This is a genomic window from Hippea sp. KM1, assembly GCF_000526195.1.
Classification (GTDB): Bacteria; Campylobacterota_A; Desulfurellia; order Desulfurellales; family Hippeaceae; genus Hippea.
On sequence record NZ_JAFP01000001.1, the window covers coordinates 1,308,762 to 1,326,725 of the forward strand.

The 17,964-nt window shown below is 39.7% G+C and carries 17 protein-coding genes; 7 read left to right on the plus strand and 10 right to left on the minus strand.

Annotated elements, in window-relative coordinates; translation table 11 throughout:
* Positions 1-40 precede the first annotated feature (40 nt).
* The 5 genes from D891_RS0106725 to D891_RS0106745 are packed head-to-tail and all read right to left on the minus strand — an operon-like array spanning position 41 to position 5,427.
* Complete coding sequence (locus tag D891_RS0106725) at positions 41-709, minus strand: tetratricopeptide repeat protein (RefSeq protein ID WP_025270359.1); 669 nt, start codon at positions 707-709, stop codon at positions 41-43.
* Positions 702-2,783 (minus strand): urea transporter, encoded by a 2,082-nt coding sequence (locus tag D891_RS0106730; protein ID WP_025270360.1) that lies wholly within the window; start codon positions 2,781-2,783, stop codon positions 702-704. The genes D891_RS0106725 and D891_RS0106730 overlap by 8 nt, the downstream gene beginning before the upstream one ends.
* Positions 2,780-4,132 (minus strand): alanine racemase, encoded by a 1,353-nt coding sequence (locus D891_RS0106735; RefSeq protein ID WP_029952107.1) that lies wholly within the window; start codon positions 4,130-4,132, stop codon positions 2,780-2,782. The genes D891_RS0106730 and D891_RS0106735 overlap by 4 nt, the downstream gene beginning before the upstream one ends.
* A complete protein-coding gene (locus tag D891_RS0106740) occupies positions 4,129-5,169 on the minus strand; it encodes an ATP-grasp domain-containing protein (protein WP_051453567.1) in 1,041 nt (346 codons plus the stop codon). Before D891_RS0106740 ends, D891_RS0106735 begins: the two co-directional genes overlap by 4 nt.
* Positions 5,170-5,190: 21 nt before the next feature.
* Positions 5,191-5,427, minus strand: coding sequence for a PqqD family protein (locus D891_RS0106745; RefSeq protein WP_025270363.1), 237 nt, complete (start codon positions 5,425-5,427; stop codon positions 5,191-5,193).
* 193 nt (positions 5,428-5,620) lie between these two features.
* Between D891_RS0106745 and D891_RS0106750 the strand changes: the two genes are divergently transcribed.
* The 4 genes from D891_RS0106750 to D891_RS0106765 are packed head-to-tail and all read left to right on the plus strand — an operon-like array spanning position 5,621 to position 9,115.
* On the plus strand, positions 5,621-6,274 hold the full coding sequence (locus tag D891_RS0106750) for a response regulator transcription factor (protein ID WP_198014806.1): 654 nt from the start codon (positions 5,621-5,623) through the stop codon (positions 6,272-6,274).
* A gap of 25 nt (positions 6,275-6,299) precedes the next feature.
* Complete coding sequence (locus D891_RS0106755; RefSeq protein WP_156919077.1) at positions 6,300-7,382, plus strand: sensor histidine kinase; 1,083 nt, start codon at positions 6,300-6,302, stop codon at positions 7,380-7,382.
* Positions 7,383-7,433: 51 nt separating this feature from the next.
* Positions 7,434-8,345, plus strand: coding sequence for a DUF2202 domain-containing protein (locus D891_RS0106760; RefSeq protein ID WP_025270366.1), 912 nt, complete (start codon positions 7,434-7,436; stop codon positions 8,343-8,345).
* The gene (locus D891_RS0106765) at positions 8,342-9,115 is read left to right on the plus strand and encodes a DUF4405 domain-containing protein (RefSeq protein ID WP_198014808.1); all 774 of its coding nucleotides are present in this window, start codon (positions 8,342-8,344) and stop codon (positions 9,113-9,115) included. The genes D891_RS0106760 and D891_RS0106765 overlap by 4 nt, the downstream gene beginning before the upstream one ends.
* A 23-nt stretch (positions 9,116-9,138) precedes the next feature.
* On the opposite strand, the gene pyk is transcribed toward D891_RS0106765, so the two are convergent.
* Positions 9,139-10,527, minus strand: coding sequence for a pyruvate kinase (gene pyk / locus D891_RS0106770; protein ID WP_025270368.1), 1,389 nt, complete (start codon positions 10,525-10,527; stop codon positions 9,139-9,141).
* A gap of 99 nt (positions 10,528-10,626) precedes the next feature.
* On the opposite strand from pyk, the gene D891_RS0106775 reads away from it, so the two are divergent.
* The gene (locus D891_RS0106775; RefSeq protein ID WP_025270369.1) at positions 10,627-11,226 is read left to right on the plus strand and encodes a protein-L-isoaspartate O-methyltransferase family protein; all 600 of its coding nucleotides are present in this window, start codon (positions 10,627-10,629) and stop codon (positions 11,224-11,226) included.
* Here D891_RS0106775 and D891_RS0106780 read toward each other — a convergent pair.
* The gene (locus D891_RS0106780) at positions 11,196-12,008 is read right to left on the minus strand and encodes an SDR family NAD(P)-dependent oxidoreductase (protein WP_025270370.1); all 813 of its coding nucleotides are present in this window, start codon (positions 12,006-12,008) and stop codon (positions 11,196-11,198) included. The two genes, D891_RS0106775 and D891_RS0106780, sit on opposite strands and share 31 nt — an antisense overlap.
* 160 nt (positions 12,009-12,168) lie before the next feature.
* Here D891_RS0106780 and D891_RS09560 point away from each other — a divergent pair, with 160 nt between their 5' ends.
* Complete coding sequence (locus D891_RS09560) at positions 12,169-14,547, plus strand: HD domain-containing phosphohydrolase (protein ID WP_051453568.1); 2,379 nt, start codon at positions 12,169-12,171, stop codon at positions 14,545-14,547.
* On the opposite strand, the gene D891_RS09565 is transcribed toward D891_RS09560, so the two are convergent.
* Positions 14,519-15,559: a diguanylate cyclase gene (locus D891_RS09565; protein WP_025270371.1), complete on the minus strand. Its 1,041-nt coding sequence runs from the start codon at positions 15,557-15,559 to the stop codon at positions 14,519-14,521. The two genes, D891_RS09560 and D891_RS09565, sit on opposite strands and share 29 nt — an antisense overlap.
* Before the next feature lie 246 nt (positions 15,560-15,805).
* Here D891_RS09565 and proC point away from each other — a divergent pair, with 246 nt between their 5' ends.
* The gene (gene proC / locus D891_RS0106800; RefSeq protein ID WP_025270372.1) at positions 15,806-16,609 is read left to right on the plus strand and encodes a pyrroline-5-carboxylate reductase; all 804 of its coding nucleotides are present in this window, start codon (positions 15,806-15,808) and stop codon (positions 16,607-16,609) included.
* Here the strand turns inward: proC and D891_RS0106805 are convergent.
* Positions 16,606-16,983: a heat shock protein transcriptional repressor HspR gene (locus D891_RS0106805; RefSeq protein ID WP_025270373.1), complete on the minus strand. Its 378-nt coding sequence runs from the start codon at positions 16,981-16,983 to the stop codon at positions 16,606-16,608. The two genes, proC and D891_RS0106805, sit on opposite strands and share 4 nt — an antisense overlap.
* A gap of 3 nt (positions 16,984-16,986) precedes the next feature.
* The gene (locus tag D891_RS0106810; protein ID WP_025270374.1) at positions 16,987-17,835 is read right to left on the minus strand and encodes a DnaJ C-terminal domain-containing protein; all 849 of its coding nucleotides are present in this window, start codon (positions 17,833-17,835) and stop codon (positions 16,987-16,989) included.
* Positions 17,836-17,964 lie beyond the last annotated feature (129 nt).

Consider the following 17,964-nt stretch of genomic DNA (forward strand, 5'->3'; position numbering starts at 1 on the left):
AAAAAGGGGGGTGTCCACCCCCTCTAATTCCTTTAAAGGGTTATTTTACGCCTTTCAGCTTCTCAAAGTAATATATCTTTGCCGTTACATTTTGAGGGTCTAATACCAAGACATTCCCAAAAACACTTTTTGCGTATTTCTTCTTGCCTTCTGCAAAATAAATAAGGCCAAGTTCATCTAAAAAATTCACATCTGTAGGATAAAGTGCAAGCATTTTATCGACGATTTTTCTTGCCTGATTCAGCTTATTTTCCATTCTAAGGGCTATAGCCAACCTCAAATTGGCATAGTAATTGTAATAATCTATCTTTATAACTTTATACATCAAATCTTCGACATCACTCCACTTTTTTTGAGCCATTAGTGGCAAAGCCATTCCCAACACAGGCTCTATCGAAGATGGTATCAGGTACTCTGCGTTTTTATAAAATCTTATGGAATCAGCATAATTTTTGTTTAAGTAGTACAACCAACCAAGCCTCAAATTAACGGTATATCCCTGTGGGTATTTTTCGTAAACCGGCATGATAGACCTTATGGCATCTTTGTAATCTGCCATCTTTTCGTAATTGAAGGATTGATAATAAGCTTTTACCAGATCCTTATTGTTGAGGTTAACACAAGATGCCTGGAATGGTATCAAAAAGAAAACAAGCAGCCATGTTAAAGGTTTCCTTTGCTTAATCTTACCCAAAATAGCTTTAACCATTCTCACACCTCCTAAGAGTAATTTTTGTTTCCTTGAATGCGACCTCTATCTTTGAAAATCCCTTTGTTTCGTGCAATACTGCATGAGTTTTTATGTTGCATGGCTCTATATAGCCAGCAATTTCACTGTCACTTGTGAATCTATAGGTGCCTTTTATAGCACAATTTGATGGATAGATGTAGTTTTTTAAAAGTGTGATGTCTTTTCTTATTCCCTTGAGTACCAGGTGCGTAGGAATGCAATCATCCCACTCCATACCTTGCCTGTATGCTAAAGGCAATCTCGGTAAGGCCAGAAAAATGGCTTTGAGCTCAGGCTCCACTTTCCCCTCGATTCTGTTTACATAGAAGGTTCCCTCCCATTTGGTAAAATATAATCTACCATTTCCACTTTCAAGATAAAATTCGCCACTGCTATCCATTTTTACAGAGAGTTTGACATCTTTCACTTTGGTGCCGCCTTTTTCTAATTCAAACTCCATCTGTTCATCCAATAAGAACGACATTTTAAAGTCCATGACCTTGTCTGTGAAAATAGGCATCAATCTCTGGTTTTCCTTTGGGATATCGTTGGAGTGATACCTGTTGTTTGAGTCTATGTATTGTATGAAGCTGAAAGGAACGGTTGGGGCACCTATGTTGTTGGTTAACTGAACATGTATGTGTATATGTGGCTGAGGAGAATATCCTGAGTTACCACACAAGGCCAGTATTCTTCCCCTTTCCACCCAGTCTCCTTCTTTTACCCTTATTGATCCCTTTAGCAGGTGGCATATTAAAACATAGAAACCCCTTTCATCGTAAATCAATATTAGATTTCCCCAGTTATTGTCTTTGTTCACTGTACCTATAGGGTTATCCTCTATGTCGTTGATGATTTTTACAACCCTTCCCCTTACTGGAGATAGAATGGGTTTCCTGAAGCAATAGTAGTTATCTATAATTTTCTCATCCCCACTGTATGTCTTGCCGTTTTCATCTGTTATCACGAAATCAATTGCATACATCCAGGCGCCTTTGTGGGTCCACTTACCGTTTATACCCTGCCAGACAGTCCACTCACCAGAGAAAGGCAAAGAAAGTGTTCTGTATGTCCCAGGAAACCTGCTGTTGTAGGTTAGGTAATGATCAAGCGTTTTTTCTGGTGTACCCCTGTAAAACTTTGTGATCAGTGGAAAGTTTAGCAAGCCCAGTACATACAAGAACATCATGGAGGCGATGTTGAAGGGCAGGGTAAAGACAGGCACTCCGTATTGATACCAAATCTTTTCAATGGCGTATAAAAATATTGACGATGAAACTACGGCTATTATTGAAATTGAATAGCTCTTTATGTTTGGTATTAAAAATACTCCCCCCAATGCCATTGCTATGAGTATAAAGTTAAATGAATTGACATTGCTGAATGCCTGCACAAAAGAGCCCGTAAAAGCTGCTATTGTTAGTGTGCCTGCGAAGTATCCAGTTACAGCTAAGAAAAAGAGTATTCTCGATACGAGAAATATGGCGATCAGTATAATAAAACCGCTTATCACATTAGGCAGGAAAACTATTGCTCCCAGTGATCTTGTTAAACCAACAAACCACAATGGTAGCTTGTTTACCCATTCAAAGATGGCTGTTTGTGGATAAAACCCGTTAACAAATAGGTTACTATACTGACTTGATGCCAGATACACTATACAGCTGACAATCACAAATGGCAAACTCAACACGGGTAGTTTTAGGTATTGATACAATACGCTAACCAGGCTAAAGGTTAAAAGAAATGTAATTATGCCAGATATTGACACAAGAAATAGTGTCAGGAGATTGAACTTAAACAAATATCCTATAGACAAGCCCACAAGCAGTGGATTGTAGGTGTAGAACCCAGAGGAGAGAAACTGATCATGCATACCTAAGAATTTGGCAAAGATGTATGAACTGATGACACACAAAAGACCTGAGATGCCAATATTGGGGTTTATGAAGGATAGAATTAGTAAAAGAAATCCAACTAAGTATCTGTCAACAAAGAATATACCAGCATAACTGCTTATTATGGACTCTGCGAATTTTTTGTAGTTTTTCATTTTTTAAGTTTGTATTCCTCCGGCAAAATTTCCCGTTTTATTATATCTTCCATATCTTCCTTTTCTCTGATAAGTAAAGATTCTCCCTTCTCTGATATTATACAAACTGAAGGTCTGTATGTTATAAATTGCATCCATTGAGTCACATTGTAAGCACCAACAGGTGAGATTATCAGCCTTGTCCCTCTTTCAAGGGGTGGTAGGTTAACAGACTCATCAATCACATCTATGTTCATGCAAAGGGGGCCATAAATTACGCTGGGTTCTGCTGTGCCACTAACCTCCCTGTCCATCTCAATATTGAACTTATACCAGAACGATGTAAACAGAATGTTAACACCAGCGTCGACGACATAAGACCTTGTTCCATCGGGTAACCTCTTTATGGCATGAACCGTTGTTATCAAATACCCCGCCTCATCCACTATTGCCCTTCCAGTTTCTAAAATAAGCTTGGGGAAATCATTCGGCCTTAGGTTTTCAAGTAGCGTATCACAAACCGCTTCCGCAAATTCATCTATTGATGGAACAACAACCTCTGGTGGAAGATAAACACCCTTTAATCTGTTCTTTGAAGGAAAACCCCCTCCTATATCCAAATACTCGATTTTGTAGCCAAATTCATCTTCAATTTTATAGGCAAACTCAACCATTTTCTTAACTTCTTGGGCGTATGCATTTGGCTCCAAAATAAATGTGCCAATGTGGCAGTGCAAACCATTAAGTATTAAATGACCACCGTAGCTTATTCTTTTTACTGCGTCCAATGCCTGTCCGCTTTCTATATTAAAACCGAACCTTGACCACTGCGGAACAATCCCCGTATCCATGTTTACCCTGATGCCAACCTTTATCTTCTTATTTAGTTCTTTTGCCACATTTTCTAAATCCTGAATCTCTTCAAAATGATCAATATTTATCATGGCGCCGTCTTCTGCCGCCCCTTTGAGGCTTTCCATCGTTTTGAATGGTCCGTTGTATATTATGTTTTTACCGTCAATACCGAGTCTTTTGGCTTTTTTGTATTCATACTCAGAGACAACCTCGGCAATGGCGCCCTCCTGATGTAAAATACTGCAAATAGCATCTAAGTAATTTGTTTTGTAAGACCAACCAAACAGAACATTTGGATAGCGATTAGAGAAGGCGTTATAAAGCTTTCTGTAATTCCCCCTCAGTTTTTTCTCAGAGAACACAAATAGTGGGCTACCGAATTGCTCAACCAACCTCTCTATAGCAATACCGTCTATATCTTTTCTTATGCGTTTAAAAACGCCCGTGCCAAACTTGTTCATGAATCCCGTTTGTAATTTCTTGATTATAGGTTTTTCGTAGATTGTGCTGTTCATAGGCTTTCTCCTTTCATAGTTATTTTTTGAAACAGTGATAGGTCCGTAACGATATCGTATGTATATCTGACATAGAGTTTTCCAGCCTCATACTCCGTTGAGTTGTCAAAATCTATTCCAAATGCCCTTTTTACCATTCTTGATGGTAAATTTATTCCAACGCCTGTGGCAAAATATATCCATGCTGGAAATCTTGGATTTACCTCGATTAAGTAGATATCATCGTGATCAACTATACACTCAAGCTCGAAGGCTCCCCTCCAAAGGGTTTTTTCTATAAAGGTTTTAGCAAGCTCAAATAACTTACCGTTTTTAACCGTTACACCCGTCCATATCTTACCGAGGCTTGTGATCCAGAGCTTTTTTATTGCAACTAAGCCTAAATCTCCTCCCTCACCATCGCCAACACCTACAACATTCATCTCCTCTCCACTTACGACTTGTTGAACAATAACCGGGTATCCCCATTCTGCTACAATTTTTCTAAAAAAACCTACTGCCTCTTGATGTGTGTATGCCCTGTATGCTTTGTAAAATGCACCTTTGACCATTACGGGCAGACCCAACTCCTCGACTGCCTTCGTTAGTTCATCGTAAGATGTTACAGTCTTTGATTTGGGTGTTTTTATACCTATCTTTGAGCTCGTTTCCTCAAGCTTTGCCTTGCTTCTTAAGTTGAATTGCTCCTGAGAAGGAATGAATGTTTTAATTCCGTATGATTCTAATTTTTCTTTTGATTTGATGAAAAGGGGTATTTCTGCATCTAAAGTGGGTATTATCATATCGATGCCAGTTCTGTCTTTTATGTATAGCAATCTGCTTATATATTCTTCTTCAGATGTCGATGGATATGGAAGAATGAAGGATTTGTCAACAAGCCAGTCCATGTATATCCCTGGCTCCATTGCATCGTAAGCCAGTCCCACTATCTCGACATTTAGGTCTTCACACTCTTTTAAGCCCCTTATTACACCTATACCTGGTCCGGGGTTGTCCACGGCATTAATGCCAGTAACTCCAATGCACATTTTCTTCATTTTCTTCACCTTTGACATTTTTTATAACAAGGATAGTGATCTCAGCTGTTCTATAAAATCCGTAACATCCTTTAAAGCAGCAGAATGTTCAACATTGAACTTCTCTGATAAAATTTTGGCAATTTCCTCCTCACTTTTTCCATTTTTTAGTTCGTTTAATATTAAAATGCCGGTTCTATTTGTTGCATAGCTATTTCCAGTGTACGGATCAAAGATAAAGCCCTCATCGTTTATGGCGAGTTGACTGAGCCTTTCCATTCCTCCACCTCCAAAAATCCAAAATAATTTCCTCAGAAAATAATTTTATAAAATAATTGTGAAAAAAACATGAAAAAACACAAAAGATTACAATCTATCTTTTAATACAGGCAAAAACTTAGTCAGCTAACTTGAATTCATTCTTCAATTATGCACAATATAATGTGTGGTTGACCTAACCGATAGGGAGTGAATGGTTATGGGTTTTAAAATCTTATTAGTAGAAGATGATTTTGATTTAAACGAAACAATTAAAGAATACTTAGAGGATTTTTATGAGGTAAAAAGTGTATTTGACGGGGAAGAGGCAACAGAAGAAGCATACGAGAAAAATTATGATGTAATAATTCTGGATGTAAAACTGCCCAAAATGGACGGTTTTAGCGTGGCAAGGGAAATTAGAAGATTCAAAAATACCCCAATTATATTTTTAACTTCACTTGATAGCGAAAAAGATGTTGAGGCCGGCTTCTTAAGTGGGGGTGATGACTATATAAGAAAACCTTTCTTGCTGAAGGAGCTAAAATACAGGATTGACGCCATTATAAAGAGAATATACGGTGGCAAAGTGGTGAAGCTAAACGGATTTGAGTTTGATTTAGACAATTTAGAGCTTAAAAAAAACAATGAGGTTGTTCATTTAAAACCAAAAGTTGCAGACCTATTAAAGTTCTTTATACAAAACAAAGGAAGGGTGGTAAGCAAAGAAGAAATATTTAGCTACCTATATGATTTGGAAGAGCCCAACGAGCAATCTCTCAGAACATTCATAAACACCCTAAGGAACATCTTAGGCAAAAAAACCATAGAAACCGTAAAAGGTATAGGGTATAAATTTGTGGGCTGAGAAAAAAGCACTAAAAAGATTTTTGTTGATTTACATCGTATCAACCACCATACTGATAGGCATAGGAGAGTGGTTTTACTATAAAATCTCATACAAAAACATAATAGAAAACGAAATCAAATCAATTGAGACAGAAATAAGACTCTTTTTAGAACAAAACAAAGGAATGGTTCTAAAGATTATTGAACACAAACTTCGCCCAAAGAATCTAAAAATAGCAATATACAAAAACGGAAAGCTAATATTCTCAGACCTTAATTGCAAGAAAATCCACCTCAATAGAAAATTCTGGATCAAAAACGGCTATCTATATTACAGATATGAGACATTAAAAAGATGGGGAAAGGTGGAAATCATTGCTCAAAAGATGCTCGACAAAGAAAAACTTGTCTTTTTAAAAAGGTCTTTGCTGGCATTCAATGTCTTTTTCCTGGTCTTTTTAACCTTTATATCCTTCTGGCTTGGAAGGGTGTTTCTTGCTCCCATGAAAGAGGTTATAAACAATTTAGAGGATTTTATAAGGGACTCAACACACGAGATGAACACCCCTTTAAGCACAATCCTAACAAACATAGAAATCCTTAAGGAGAAACCAAGCAAAAAAGCAATAGAGAGAATCGAGAAAGCATCTTTGAGGCTTAATAAAATCTTTGACGATTTAAAATACATAAAACTGCACCACAAAAAAAAGAGGGATCTGAAAAAAATCAACTTAAAGGATTTTATAAACAAAAGGATAACGCTTTTTGAGACCCAGATTGAAGGCAAAAATCTCAAAATAATCAAGGATTGTGATAATACAGAAACCATATTCGACGAAGAAGATCTAATAAGGCTCATGGATAACCTATTATCAAACGCAATTAAATACGCTCCTTGCAACTCCACCATAACAATTAGGCTAAAAAATGGTGAGTTTTGCATAAAAAACGACGGTGAAATCAAGAATATCAAAAATATCACAAAGAAATTTACAAGAGAGGAAAAGGTCAAGGGAGGATTTGGCCTGGGTCTTTATATTGTTAAAGAGATAACCAAAGAATATAAAATTAAGTTTGAAATAAAAAATATAGAAGGAAAAGTCATTGTCCGTTTATGTTTTGTTTAACTCACCTTTTTATACTTAGTCCAAGAATGAATTTGTAAGGAGGGGGTAAAGATGAAGAAGTTGTTGGGTCTTTTAATTTTAGTGCTTTTAGTAAGCAGTGCTTATGCAAAGGCGCCCATCGAGGATTATGTGTTAAATCTGCCCAAAGAGAGCTTATCTGCAACTGAGATCAGCGATTTAATGCACATGAGGGAGGAGGAGAAGCTGGCAAGGGATGTTTATCTAAATATGTATAAAAAGTGGGAGCTGCCCGTATTCAAAAACATATCAAAAAGCGAGAGCTGGCACATGCACATGATTAAGTTGCTTCTAAACAAATACAACCTGCAGGATCCTATAGCAGAAACGAAGGATGAGGTGGGTGTATTCAAGAACAAGAAACTGCAAGATCTCTATAATCAACTGATAAAAAAAGGTTCTGTTAGCCTGAAGGATGCGCTGATCGTTGGGGCCACGATCGAAGATTTAGACATAAAAGACTTAGAGGAAGCTATCAAAGAAAGCGACAATAAGGATATAAGATTAGTCTATAGAAACCTTGAAAAGGGCAGCAGGAATCACATGAGGGCTTTTGTCGGAATACTAAAAAGATACGGCTGGAGCTATACCCCTCAATTCATATCTGCAGATTATTTTAACCAGATAATTAATTCGAAGCACGAAAGAGGTGTATCAAAGAACAGCATCAACCAAAACGGCCATATCTACGGCACTATAGAAAAGATATACAAGTCGCCCGGTTTTAGAAAAGGAGTATATTGGTGGATGGCAGACATAAAAACAGATGAAGGCACAGTAAAAGTGGCCATTGCGCCCACATGGATTCTGCAAGATATAGACATAAAAACAAAAGATGAGGTGGAGGTAAAAGGGTATAAAGGAGCATATAGTTTTATAGCTTGCAGCATAAAGGACAAGACAACAGGGTTCAATTACAACAGTAAATCAAGGAGATGCAAATGAGGAAGTGGATTGATCTGTTTCTGTTTTATGCCACAGTGATCATTGTGGTCAGCGGCGTTGTTTTATACATAATGCCGCACGGTCGTGTTGCATACTTCACAGGCTGGAGGTTTTTGGGTATAGATAAAGATGGATGGACCAATCTGCATGTGATTTTTGGAATTCTAATGGTAATAGTGGCAGTCTGGCACATAATAGTCAATTTCAAGCCATTGAAACATTACCTTACAAAGAAGGAATCCATCTATGCGGCTTTGATCACCATTATCATATCGGCAGGCACAGTTGCGGGTGTTCAGCCGTTCAAAAGTGTAAGTGATTTGGAGGAATACATAAAAAACTCATGGGAGGTATCAAAAACGGAAATACCTATAGCACACGGTGAGCTCTTAACGCTTAAGAAATTCTGCTTAGAGTTAGACATACCGCTGAATGAGGCTATAAAAAAGCTCAAAGAAAAAGGCATACAGTTCAAGCAAGACGAGACCTTAAAAGAAATTGCAGCCAAAAACAACACAACGCCGGATAAGATCTATGAGATAATCAAGAAGAACAGTTCTCAGAACTCCACACTTATACTCAAAAGCGGGGTAGGCAGAATGAAGCTTGAGGAGTTTTGCAAGAAAAACAATTACGACTTAGATAGAGTCTCAAAAATCCTGAAGGCAAAGGGAATAAACTTTAGCAAGAATCAAACGCTAAAGGACATTGCAACGGCCAACAATCTAACACCGGCAGATATAGTCAATATACTTCAAAAGGCAAGGTAAATCCAAAAGCAAAGGTGGAGGGCTTAGACCTCAAGAACCCTTATCATATTGGTTGAGCCCTCCCTTCCTATGATACTGCCCATGGTCAATATGAGTTTATCGGATTCCTTAAACATCTGCCTCTGAGCTATAATCTCTTTTAACCTTTCTATGTAAACCTCGGGCTCTTTGACGCCCTTCATTACACAAAGAGGCTCAACGCCCCATACAATTGACAACCGCCTCAACACATCCTCTGAGTTTGTAATGGCGTATATTGGCACATCTGGTCTATACTTGGCTATGTTTTTCGCTGTCGTTCCGCTGGTTGTAAAGCTGATTACGGCTTTTGGATTAATGCCTTTGCACAAATCAGCAACGCTTGCAGCTATAGCATCCTCATCGTAAGCCTCGTATTTTTTGTAATACAGGTATATCTTCTGGGTCTCTATTATAACCCTAACCAACATCTCAACGGCCTTTATCGGATATTCTCCAACCGTTGTCTCATCGCTTAGCATAACCGCATCAGCACCATCCAAAAGGGCGTTGGCTATATCGCTAACCTCAGCCCTTGTTGGATAGGGCGAATTCACCATACTAAGAAGCATCTGGGTTGCCACAATTACAGGTTTTGCGTGGGCGTTTGCCTTCTTTATCAGTCTCTTCTGTATAACAGGCACCTTCTCAAGGCCAACCTCTATACCCAGATCGCCCCTTGCAACCATCAATCCATCACTGTGATTGAGAATCTCGCCTATATTTTCAACACCCCTCTTTGTCTCTATCTTGGCAATAACCCACGGATTAGCCTTGTAAGAGTTCAATATATCCTTAGCCTTTATGATGTCTTCTTTTGAGTTGACAAACGATACAGCAACAATATCCACCCCCTCACCTGCCCCAAACGCCAAATCCTCTTCATCCTTGCGTGTAATAGCGGATATTCTTAGATTTGAATTGGGCAGGTTTAACCCCTTTTTTGATGACAAAACACCCTCATTCTCAACAACAAGCTCAACATAGTCCCTATGCTTCTTCAAGGCCGTGGTTCTTATGCTGCCGTCTGCAAAAAATACGCTCTCACCCTCTTTTATGAAATCTATAATCTCCGGATGGCTTACCGATACGGTATATCTATCCCCTGTATCCTTCTTTGCAAGTCTCAATACATCACCCTTCTTTAGCTGCAATAGCCCCTCTATTTGGCCTATTCGAATCTTTGGTCCACTTATATCCTGCAGTATAGCAACGGGTTTTGACAGCCTTCTTGAGCATTCACGAATCATCCTTATGGTCTTTCTGTGCGTATCGTGGTCGCCGTGTGAGAAATTCAATCTAAAAACATCGACCCCAGCCTTTATAAGCTCCTCTATCGCCTCTTTAGAGTTGGTGGATGGGCCGACCGTGGCTATTATCTTTACCCTTTTCATATGCATATCCCTCCTTATTGTGATACACAACTATAATAACGCCGTTTCTACAAAACATCAACGGTTGACTAAGCAAAACTTTAAACTAAAATCAATTACATGAGGTCAAACGACGAACTCATAGATTACCTTAAGGCCATAGGCGTCCTTAAGACAACAGCCATAATAGAAGCATTCAAGGCAATAGATAGGGGTGATTTTGTAAGGGATAGATACAGGGATGAGGCGTATGAAAACTATCCACTGCCTATAGGAAACTCCCAAACCATATCACAACCCTATACGGTGGCCTTCATGCTTGAACTCCTACAACCAGAAGAAGACAGTCTCATTTTGGATGTTGGATGCGGCAGCTGCTACACAACAGCCCTGCTTGCCAAAATCGCAAAGAGGGGCAAGGTAATTGGCACAGAAATAGACAAAGAACTCGTAGAATTTTGCAAAAACAACCTGAACAAATACAACCTCAACAACATCGAGATATACCATGTCAACAAATTGCCGCCTTCCTATGGTGAGTTTGACCGAATTTTGGTCTCTGCCTCTGCTGAAAAACTCCCTCAAGAACTCCTAAGCGCATTAAAAGACAACAGCAGAATGGTTATACCCATACAAACGTCTATTTTCTTAATAAAAAAGACGCACGGCAAGATAACAACGCAGGAGCATTACGGATTTGCGTTTGTAAAATTGAGATAGTCCTTTAGATGGCTAAGGCCAATCTCATAGCATTCATCCTGATTGTCTTCGCTATAAGCAAAATCTGCAGCCTTTGAGATAGAAAAATCCTTCAGATACTCACCCGTTATATCCTGCTTAAGCTCATAAGCATACAGCACCATTTGATGGGCTTTTGATATATCAATCCCGCATGCGCCCCACCCTTCTATCAAAAGCTTTGTGTTTATCACCCCCGGATGGAGGCAATTTACAGAAACACCCTTACTCTTAAGCATCCGAGAAAGTTTAAAGGCAAACAGTATATTACACAACTTTGAGCATGAGTATGCCGAATAGGAATATCCAAACCGCCCCTTTTTTAGGGTTTCAAAGTCGATGCTGCCGGCATGCGCCATAGAGGAGACAACGATAATCTTAGACGGTGCGTTTTTAATTATAGATGGAAGCAGGGTATGGGTCAGAAGAAAGTGGGATAGGTGGTTTACCTGATATGTTAGGCCAAATCCATCCTCCGTTATTACACCCGTTGAGTCAAAACAACCGGCGTTATTTATCAAAACCCTTATGTTCTCATCCTTTATCTTAACGAACGCATCCCTAACCTGCTTCAAAGAGGCAAAATCGCACACAACGGTCTTAACAGAAATAGACGGGTTTATACTCTTCAACTCCTCCGCTGTTCTGTTAAGCTTAAGTTTATTCCTGCCGTGTATTATCAGATGCTCATCCATTCTTGCAAGCTCAAGGGCAACCATTAAGCCCACACCGTCGGTCGCACCGGTTATGAGTGTGTATTGCATAGGCGCCTCCTTTTGTTTTGTTTATTTAACACCATTCTTCAGGAAAACTCAATAAGATTAAGGGATATTTCTATATAATCCAACTTATAGAACTATATTATATTAATTTTTGACTTATATCTAATTTTTCAGTAATATTAAGGAAGTTAGGGATTTAAAGATGGTGAAGCTAAAAAGGGCCCTGCCCATATCGTTTTTACTCTCTATCGGCCTGTTCATTCTAACCGTAGCTGTAGTATCTGCATTCTTCGTTATACTTTTGAAGGCAAACACAGACACCTTCAACAAAAATCTAAGCAGTATAAAAACGGAGTATTTAGAATTGCTCAAAAGAAACATCAAAAGCGATGTCATAGAAACCCAGAAGTACATTCCATACCTATCCCAAAAAAGCAGAAGCCAGATAGAGGAGACTATGAAGCTGAATTGCGAGAAGGCCCTATCTCTATCCTATATAGTATATTCCAGCTATAAGGCCATCAACATAAAAAACAAAAAACCGTTAAACGACATCATACTTCAAACGCTCCAGCAGATTACATTCTTAGACGGATTTGGCTTTCACGGCATTATCTCAAACGGTCATTTGAGGTTTGGCAGGGATGCCAAAGATGAGTTTTACCTAATAAAACCCTCAGATACCTTATCAAACGGCGGTTTTGTAAAGCTAACAAACGGTTCATCAAACATCATTTGCTATACAAAGAGATTCTCCCCTTCAAACTCCTATATCGCATCCTGCCTGTTTGAAAACGACTTGGAATACCTAATAAAAACCAGGGTTGCAGAGTCTTTAGCAAACAGAAACATCTCATCGAACAAAAACCGATACATATTCATAAACGACACAAGCGGCAATGTTGTGCTCATATACAACAGCGTGATGCTCGGTAAGAACATAAAACTGTGGGAGCTTGCAAAGAACAAAAAAGAAGAGCAACTAATGAGAAATGTATTCAAGAAGGAGCTAAAGGCATACCACTCAAGCAACGGCGAATACATAAATTACATGTGGCATGAGCCCAAAAGCAGAAAGCCGTCTCAGAAGATATCCTTCATAATAGGATACAAACCGTGGAGATGGATTATAGGTGAGGGTTTTTATGAGGACGAGATGGAATCAGCCTTATTAAGCACAAGAGAAAACCTTAAAAAGACATTTGCTGCAATTGTAAAAAAATATTATCTATATCTTTTTGCCTTCTTCGGCCTGATGCTTCTGTTTACCTCAGCGCTATTTATCCTAATAAACAAAAAGCTAAACAGGGTGTTTAAAAACTTTGAGATCGCATTCAGAAAACAGAAGAAGCTAAATGAGGAAAATTATCCCATACTTGAGCTAAAAAACATAGCAAAATATATAAACAACTCTATAGAGAAGTTCAAAGAATACGAAAACGAGTTCTTAGAGGCCCTAATCTATGCCATGGAATCCAAAGATCCATATACAAAGGGCCATTCCCAAAGGGTCGCAAGGTATGCAAGCCTAATAGCCGCAAAACTCAACTTAAATGAAGAGGAGCAGGAGGAGTTATACAAGGCAGGCCTCCTTCACGATATAGGCAAGATCGGCATACCGGACAACATACTCCTAAAACCGGGCAAATTGACACCCAACGAATACAGGATAATACAATACCACCCCATATTCTCCTATGAGATCGTATCAAAGATAGAACAGTTCAAGCCATTAGCAGAGGCGGTCAGGCACCACCATGAACGGTGCGACGGCAGCGGATACCCCGATGGTCTAACATGCGAGCAGATAAGCCTTAAGGCAAAGATACTGGCCATTGCCGATGTATTCGATGCCCTCACAAGCAAAAGAAGATACAGGGATAGGCTCAGCGTTCAAGATGCAATAGCAATCATGAAAAAGGAGCCGTTGGATAAAAACATACTATCAGCGGTTGAAGATGAGCTTAGCAGTTGGTGTATAGAGGAATCCGATGTGGAGTATAAAATGGAGATTATTGAAGAAGTTGAAAAAATAAGGGAAGAGCTGTTTGATATAGATTATATGACGGGCCTAAAGAGAAGAAAGGTATTTATAGAGGAAACAAACAGTCTAATCAAAAAGAAGAAAACATTTGCCGTATTTTTTGTTGACATAAAGAACCTATCCATCGTAAACCACCGTTTCTCAACGGCCATGGGGGATAAGCTAATACTATACAGCGCCATAGCACTATCCGAATTTACAAAGAAATGCTCAGGTTGCAGCGAACCATCCAGGGCATACAACGACGCATTCCTGTTTATATTGAATCTTAACGAAAAAGAGGATTGCACAGAAAGGTGCCAAAGCATAACAAAGAGCATAAAGGCGTTTCTTCTAAAGAGGGTTAAGGAGCTATTTGAAAGGGATGAAGAAATCGACAATAAAACAAAAAACCTCATCAAAAGCCACATAGGCTTCCATGTATTTTATACCGTTCATCCAGATGAGTTTAAGAACACAGAGGACTTAATTTACGGATGCATGAGAAAGAAACAAATGGCAAAAAAGCTCAACCGGCAAGAGGCTCATTCTCTATGATCGTTTTGTTCTTACCCATATTCTTGGATCTATAAAGCACCTCATCCAGCCTTTTAAACACATCCTCACAGCTTTCACCGGCCTGATGCTCTATAACGCCAACGCTGATTGTTACGCCTTTTCCTATAGAGAACCTATGGTTCTCCACCATTTTCCTTAACTTCTCCCCGACCCTATAGGCACCATTAATGTCTGTCTCAGGCAGTATTATGATAAACTCATCACCGCCCCACCTGACAAAATAGTCGCACTGCCTTATATTCTCACTGACAAGGTCGGCTATCTCCTTCAAAAGCTCATCACCCGCCTTATGCCCAAATTCGTCGTTTATCCTCTTAAAATCATCTATATCGAACATCACAAGGGACATGGGCTTTACATAACGATCAGCCCTGCATATCGTCTTTTCTAAAATCTCCTCAAACTTCTTCCTGTTATATATCCTTGTCAAATAGTCCTTCTCAGACATCTCTTTAAAATAGTTTACACTGCGGGATTTGACGCAGAAGTAAAACCTCAATGTCATGGTTGTATCCATCAATATAACCCTGAAGGTCAACCTTAAAAACTCAACCAAATCTTCAGACGAGAAGGCACTTGCTGCATATTTACCCATCACATCAAATATCTTCCAATAGGAACTGACATAAAACTCCTCGTTTATGCCCCTTTCGTGATGAATCATGCCAACCAGCAGCCTCTTCTCCACATACCCCTCATCAAACCTGCCCTCAAACATATCCTCAAGATAGAACTTAAGCCTCTCCTGGATACCCTTTATGGCATCGCCGCCTAATCCGTCAAAGATCTTGCCAACAGATGGCTCTTTTTTTAGATATACGATGAAATCCTCAGCTATTGACATGCTGTACTTCTTTATAAAATCCCTATATCCCCTTAATTTTTCTATATCGGCCTCTGTTATCTCAAACCTATTTAATATAGATTTAAGCTCGCCACGGGAGTATATACGCTTACAATCCTCAAGCGGTGCATTACCCTTTAAAATCATCTTAATTGTGTATTATCACCATAAAACCCAATTTGTCAATTAATTATTAAGTAATTTCTATTTTTTTATTATTCATAAATTTCAACTAAAAAAAGTGGGAATCGAGAAAACTGTCTTTACCGAATTATAAGGCAAGAACCGACCCAATACGAGCCGCATTAGCCTTTGTCCATTGTTTCTGCTCAAATGTTTGCTTTTTTCTACAAAATTTGTAAATTGTAAAAAAATAGCTATCGAGGAGGAAGGATGTTAAAAGACAAGATCATCGGCATCATAGGTGTCGGCAAGATGGGTTCTGCACTCCTAACCGGTCTTTTAAATGTCGGCATAGACAAAAAGAACATAGTGGTATCGGACGCCTACATGCCAAAGGAGACCGTGGAGGAGAGATTTGGAGTAAGGTTTTTAGAGAACCCCCAACTGGCAAAGGAATCAGATATTATCATATTGGCTGTTCAGCCCATTGACATACCCGAGTGCCTTCAGGAGATTTATCCTTTTATAGACAACAGCAAACTCATCATATCGATTGCGGCCGGTATAAAGGTTGAGGTTATGCGCTCTATCTTAAAAAAAGGCAGATTCATACGGGTTATGCCCAACATTGCAGCGATAGTAAAGCAGGCGGCAAGCGCCATCTATTGCGGGCCAAGAACCACAAAAGAGGACGAAGAGATAGCGATGGCCATCTTAGGGGTTGTGGGCGAGGTCGTTGTTATACACAACGAACGCTTCATGGACGCCGTCACCGGGCTCTCAGGCAGCGGACCTGCCTATATCTTTGAGGTTATAGAGGCATTGGCCGACGGAGGCGTAAAGGTGGGTCTTAGGCGGGAAGATGCACTAAAATTAGCCGCCCAAACGGTTAAAGGGGCTGCCGAACTGGTATTAAAAACAGGAAAACACCCCGCCGAGTTGAAGGATATGGTTGCATCACCGGGCGGAACCACGATATACGGTTTAGCAGAGCTTGAAAAAAGGGGAACGAGGGGCAGTTTTATAGAGGCGGTTGTTTCTGCAACCAAAAGGAGCGAGGAGCTTGGCAGTTAATCCTCCCTTTCTATCTTAATCTCGACAATGTGGGAGGGTTCTTTCTTAACAAGCGAACTTCTGCGGGCGTTCTCCTCCTCTATCTTCCTTCTTAAGGCAGATTCCAAGTTCTCTATAACCTCATGCAGCTGCTCGATCTGCCTTTTCATCCTCATTATAATATCCACCCCTGCTAAGTTAACACCAAGCTCCTGGGTCATCTCCCTGATAAACTTAATATCCTCTATGTCTTCCTCCGTATATATCCTAATGTTGCCCGCCGTTCTCTTTGGTCTTATAAGCCCCTCACGCTCATACTCCCTCAATGTGTGCGGATGGATGTTTAGAATCTCTGCAACCATGCCTATCGTATAAAAACCCTTCTTCCTACTCATAGCTTAACCCTCTAACGCCTTTTTTATGCATTCTTCATCCTTTATGTTTTTTGGTATCTTGATATTAACCCTCGCATAGAGCGGATCTGAACCCACGCCGTATCCCTTTATCTTAAACACCTGATTGCACTGGGTTCCCTTAGGTATTTTTATGGTGACCTCCCCATCCAGCGTCTTGACCTTCGCAGAGCCACCCAATAGTGCCGTAAGAAGCGGTATCTCAAATGTCGTATACAGCTTGCCATCCTTAAGCTCAAAATCTGGGTCCTCCTTAACATTAACGATAATATGGAGGTCGCCCCTTCCACCAGGCCCTGCCTGACCTTTGCCTTTAACCTTGAGTTTGGTTCCGTTTTTTATACCAGCTGGAATCTTAACCTTAACCCTCTCGCCGTTTATGTTTAATGTTATGGTCGTCCCCTTGACGGCATCCCTAAAATCCAGATCCATGGAGTAATAGATGTCTGCACCCTTTGGCTCATAGCCGCCCCCAAAACCTCCCCTTCTGCCGCCAAAGAGATTCTCAAACAGATCGCCTATATCGAACCCCTCTGTCGAATAGGTTGTCTTGAAATTGCCAAAGTCGAAGCCAAAATCCTTAAAATTGCTAAAATCATAGGAATTACCACCCGCATCAAATCCAGAGAAACCGAACTGATCATACTGCTTGCGTTTTTCAGGATCAGACAGTATCGAATAGGCCTCGTTGATCTCTTTAAACCTCTTCTCAGCCTCCTTGTTGTTTGGGTTTAGATCCGGATGGTATTTCCTTGCCAATCTCCTGTATGCTTTTTTTATCTCCTCATCTGTTGCATTCTTAGAAACCCCTAAAACCTCGTAAGGATCCCTCATGGTCACTCTCCTTTTCAAAAGAATTTTGCAAAGCTGCAACCATTAATATAAACCTTATAGTGGTATTGTCAAGTTTTAAAATCAAAAAAATTCCACTTTTAACGCCAATAACAAAAATTTTAAAAAATT

Excerpts from the sequence above, each read along its gene's own strand:
- D891_RS0106725 (WP_025270359.1), bottom strand. The coding sequence starts at position 709 with ATGGTTAAAGCTATTTTGGGTAAGATTAAGCAAAGGAAACCTTTAACA.
- D891_RS0106730 (WP_025270360.1), bottom strand. The coding sequence starts at position 2,783 with ATGAAAAACTACAAAAAATTCGCAGAGTCCATAATAAGCAGTTATGCT.
- D891_RS0106735 (WP_029952107.1), bottom strand. The coding sequence starts at position 4,132 with ATGAACAGCACAATCTACGAAAAACCTATAATCAAGAAATTACAAACG.
- D891_RS0106740 (WP_051453567.1), bottom strand. The coding sequence starts at position 5,169 with ATGAAGAAAATGTGCATTGGAGTTACTGGCATTAATGCCGTGGACAAC.
- D891_RS0106745 (WP_025270363.1), bottom strand. The coding sequence starts at position 5,427 with ATGGAAAGGCTCAGTCAACTCGCCATAAACGATGAGGGCTTTATCTTT.
- D891_RS0106750 (WP_198014806.1), top strand. The coding sequence starts at position 5,621 with ATGGTTATGGGTTTTAAAATCTTATTAGTAGAAGATGATTTTGATTTA.
- D891_RS0106760 (WP_025270366.1), top strand. The coding sequence starts at position 7,434 with ATGAAGAAGTTGTTGGGTCTTTTAATTTTAGTGCTTTTAGTAAGCAGT.
- D891_RS0106765 (WP_198014808.1), top strand. The coding sequence starts at position 8,342 with ATGAGGAAGTGGATTGATCTGTTTCTGTTTTATGCCACAGTGATCATT.
- pyk (WP_025270368.1), bottom strand. The coding sequence starts at position 10,527 with ATGAAAAGGGTAAAGATAATAGCCACGGTCGGCCCATCCACCAACTCT.
- D891_RS0106775 (WP_025270369.1), top strand. The coding sequence starts at position 10,627 with ATGAGGTCAAACGACGAACTCATAGATTACCTTAAGGCCATAGGCGTC.
- D891_RS0106780 (WP_025270370.1), bottom strand. The coding sequence starts at position 12,008 with ATGCAATACACACTCATAACCGGTGCGACCGACGGTGTGGGCTTAATG.
- D891_RS09560 (WP_051453568.1), top strand. The coding sequence starts at position 12,169 with ATGGTGAAGCTAAAAAGGGCCCTGCCCATATCGTTTTTACTCTCTATC.
- D891_RS09565 (WP_025270371.1), bottom strand. The coding sequence starts at position 15,559 with ATGATTTTAAAGGGTAATGCACCGCTTGAGGATTGTAAGCGTATATAC.
- proC (WP_025270372.1), top strand. The coding sequence starts at position 15,806 with ATGTTAAAAGACAAGATCATCGGCATCATAGGTGTCGGCAAGATGGGT.
- D891_RS0106805 (WP_025270373.1), bottom strand. The coding sequence starts at position 16,983 with ATGAGTAGGAAGAAGGGTTTTTATACGATAGGCATGGTTGCAGAGATT.
- D891_RS0106810 (WP_025270374.1), bottom strand. The coding sequence starts at position 17,835 with ATGAGGGATCCTTACGAGGTTTTAGGGGTTTCTAAGAATGCAACAGAT.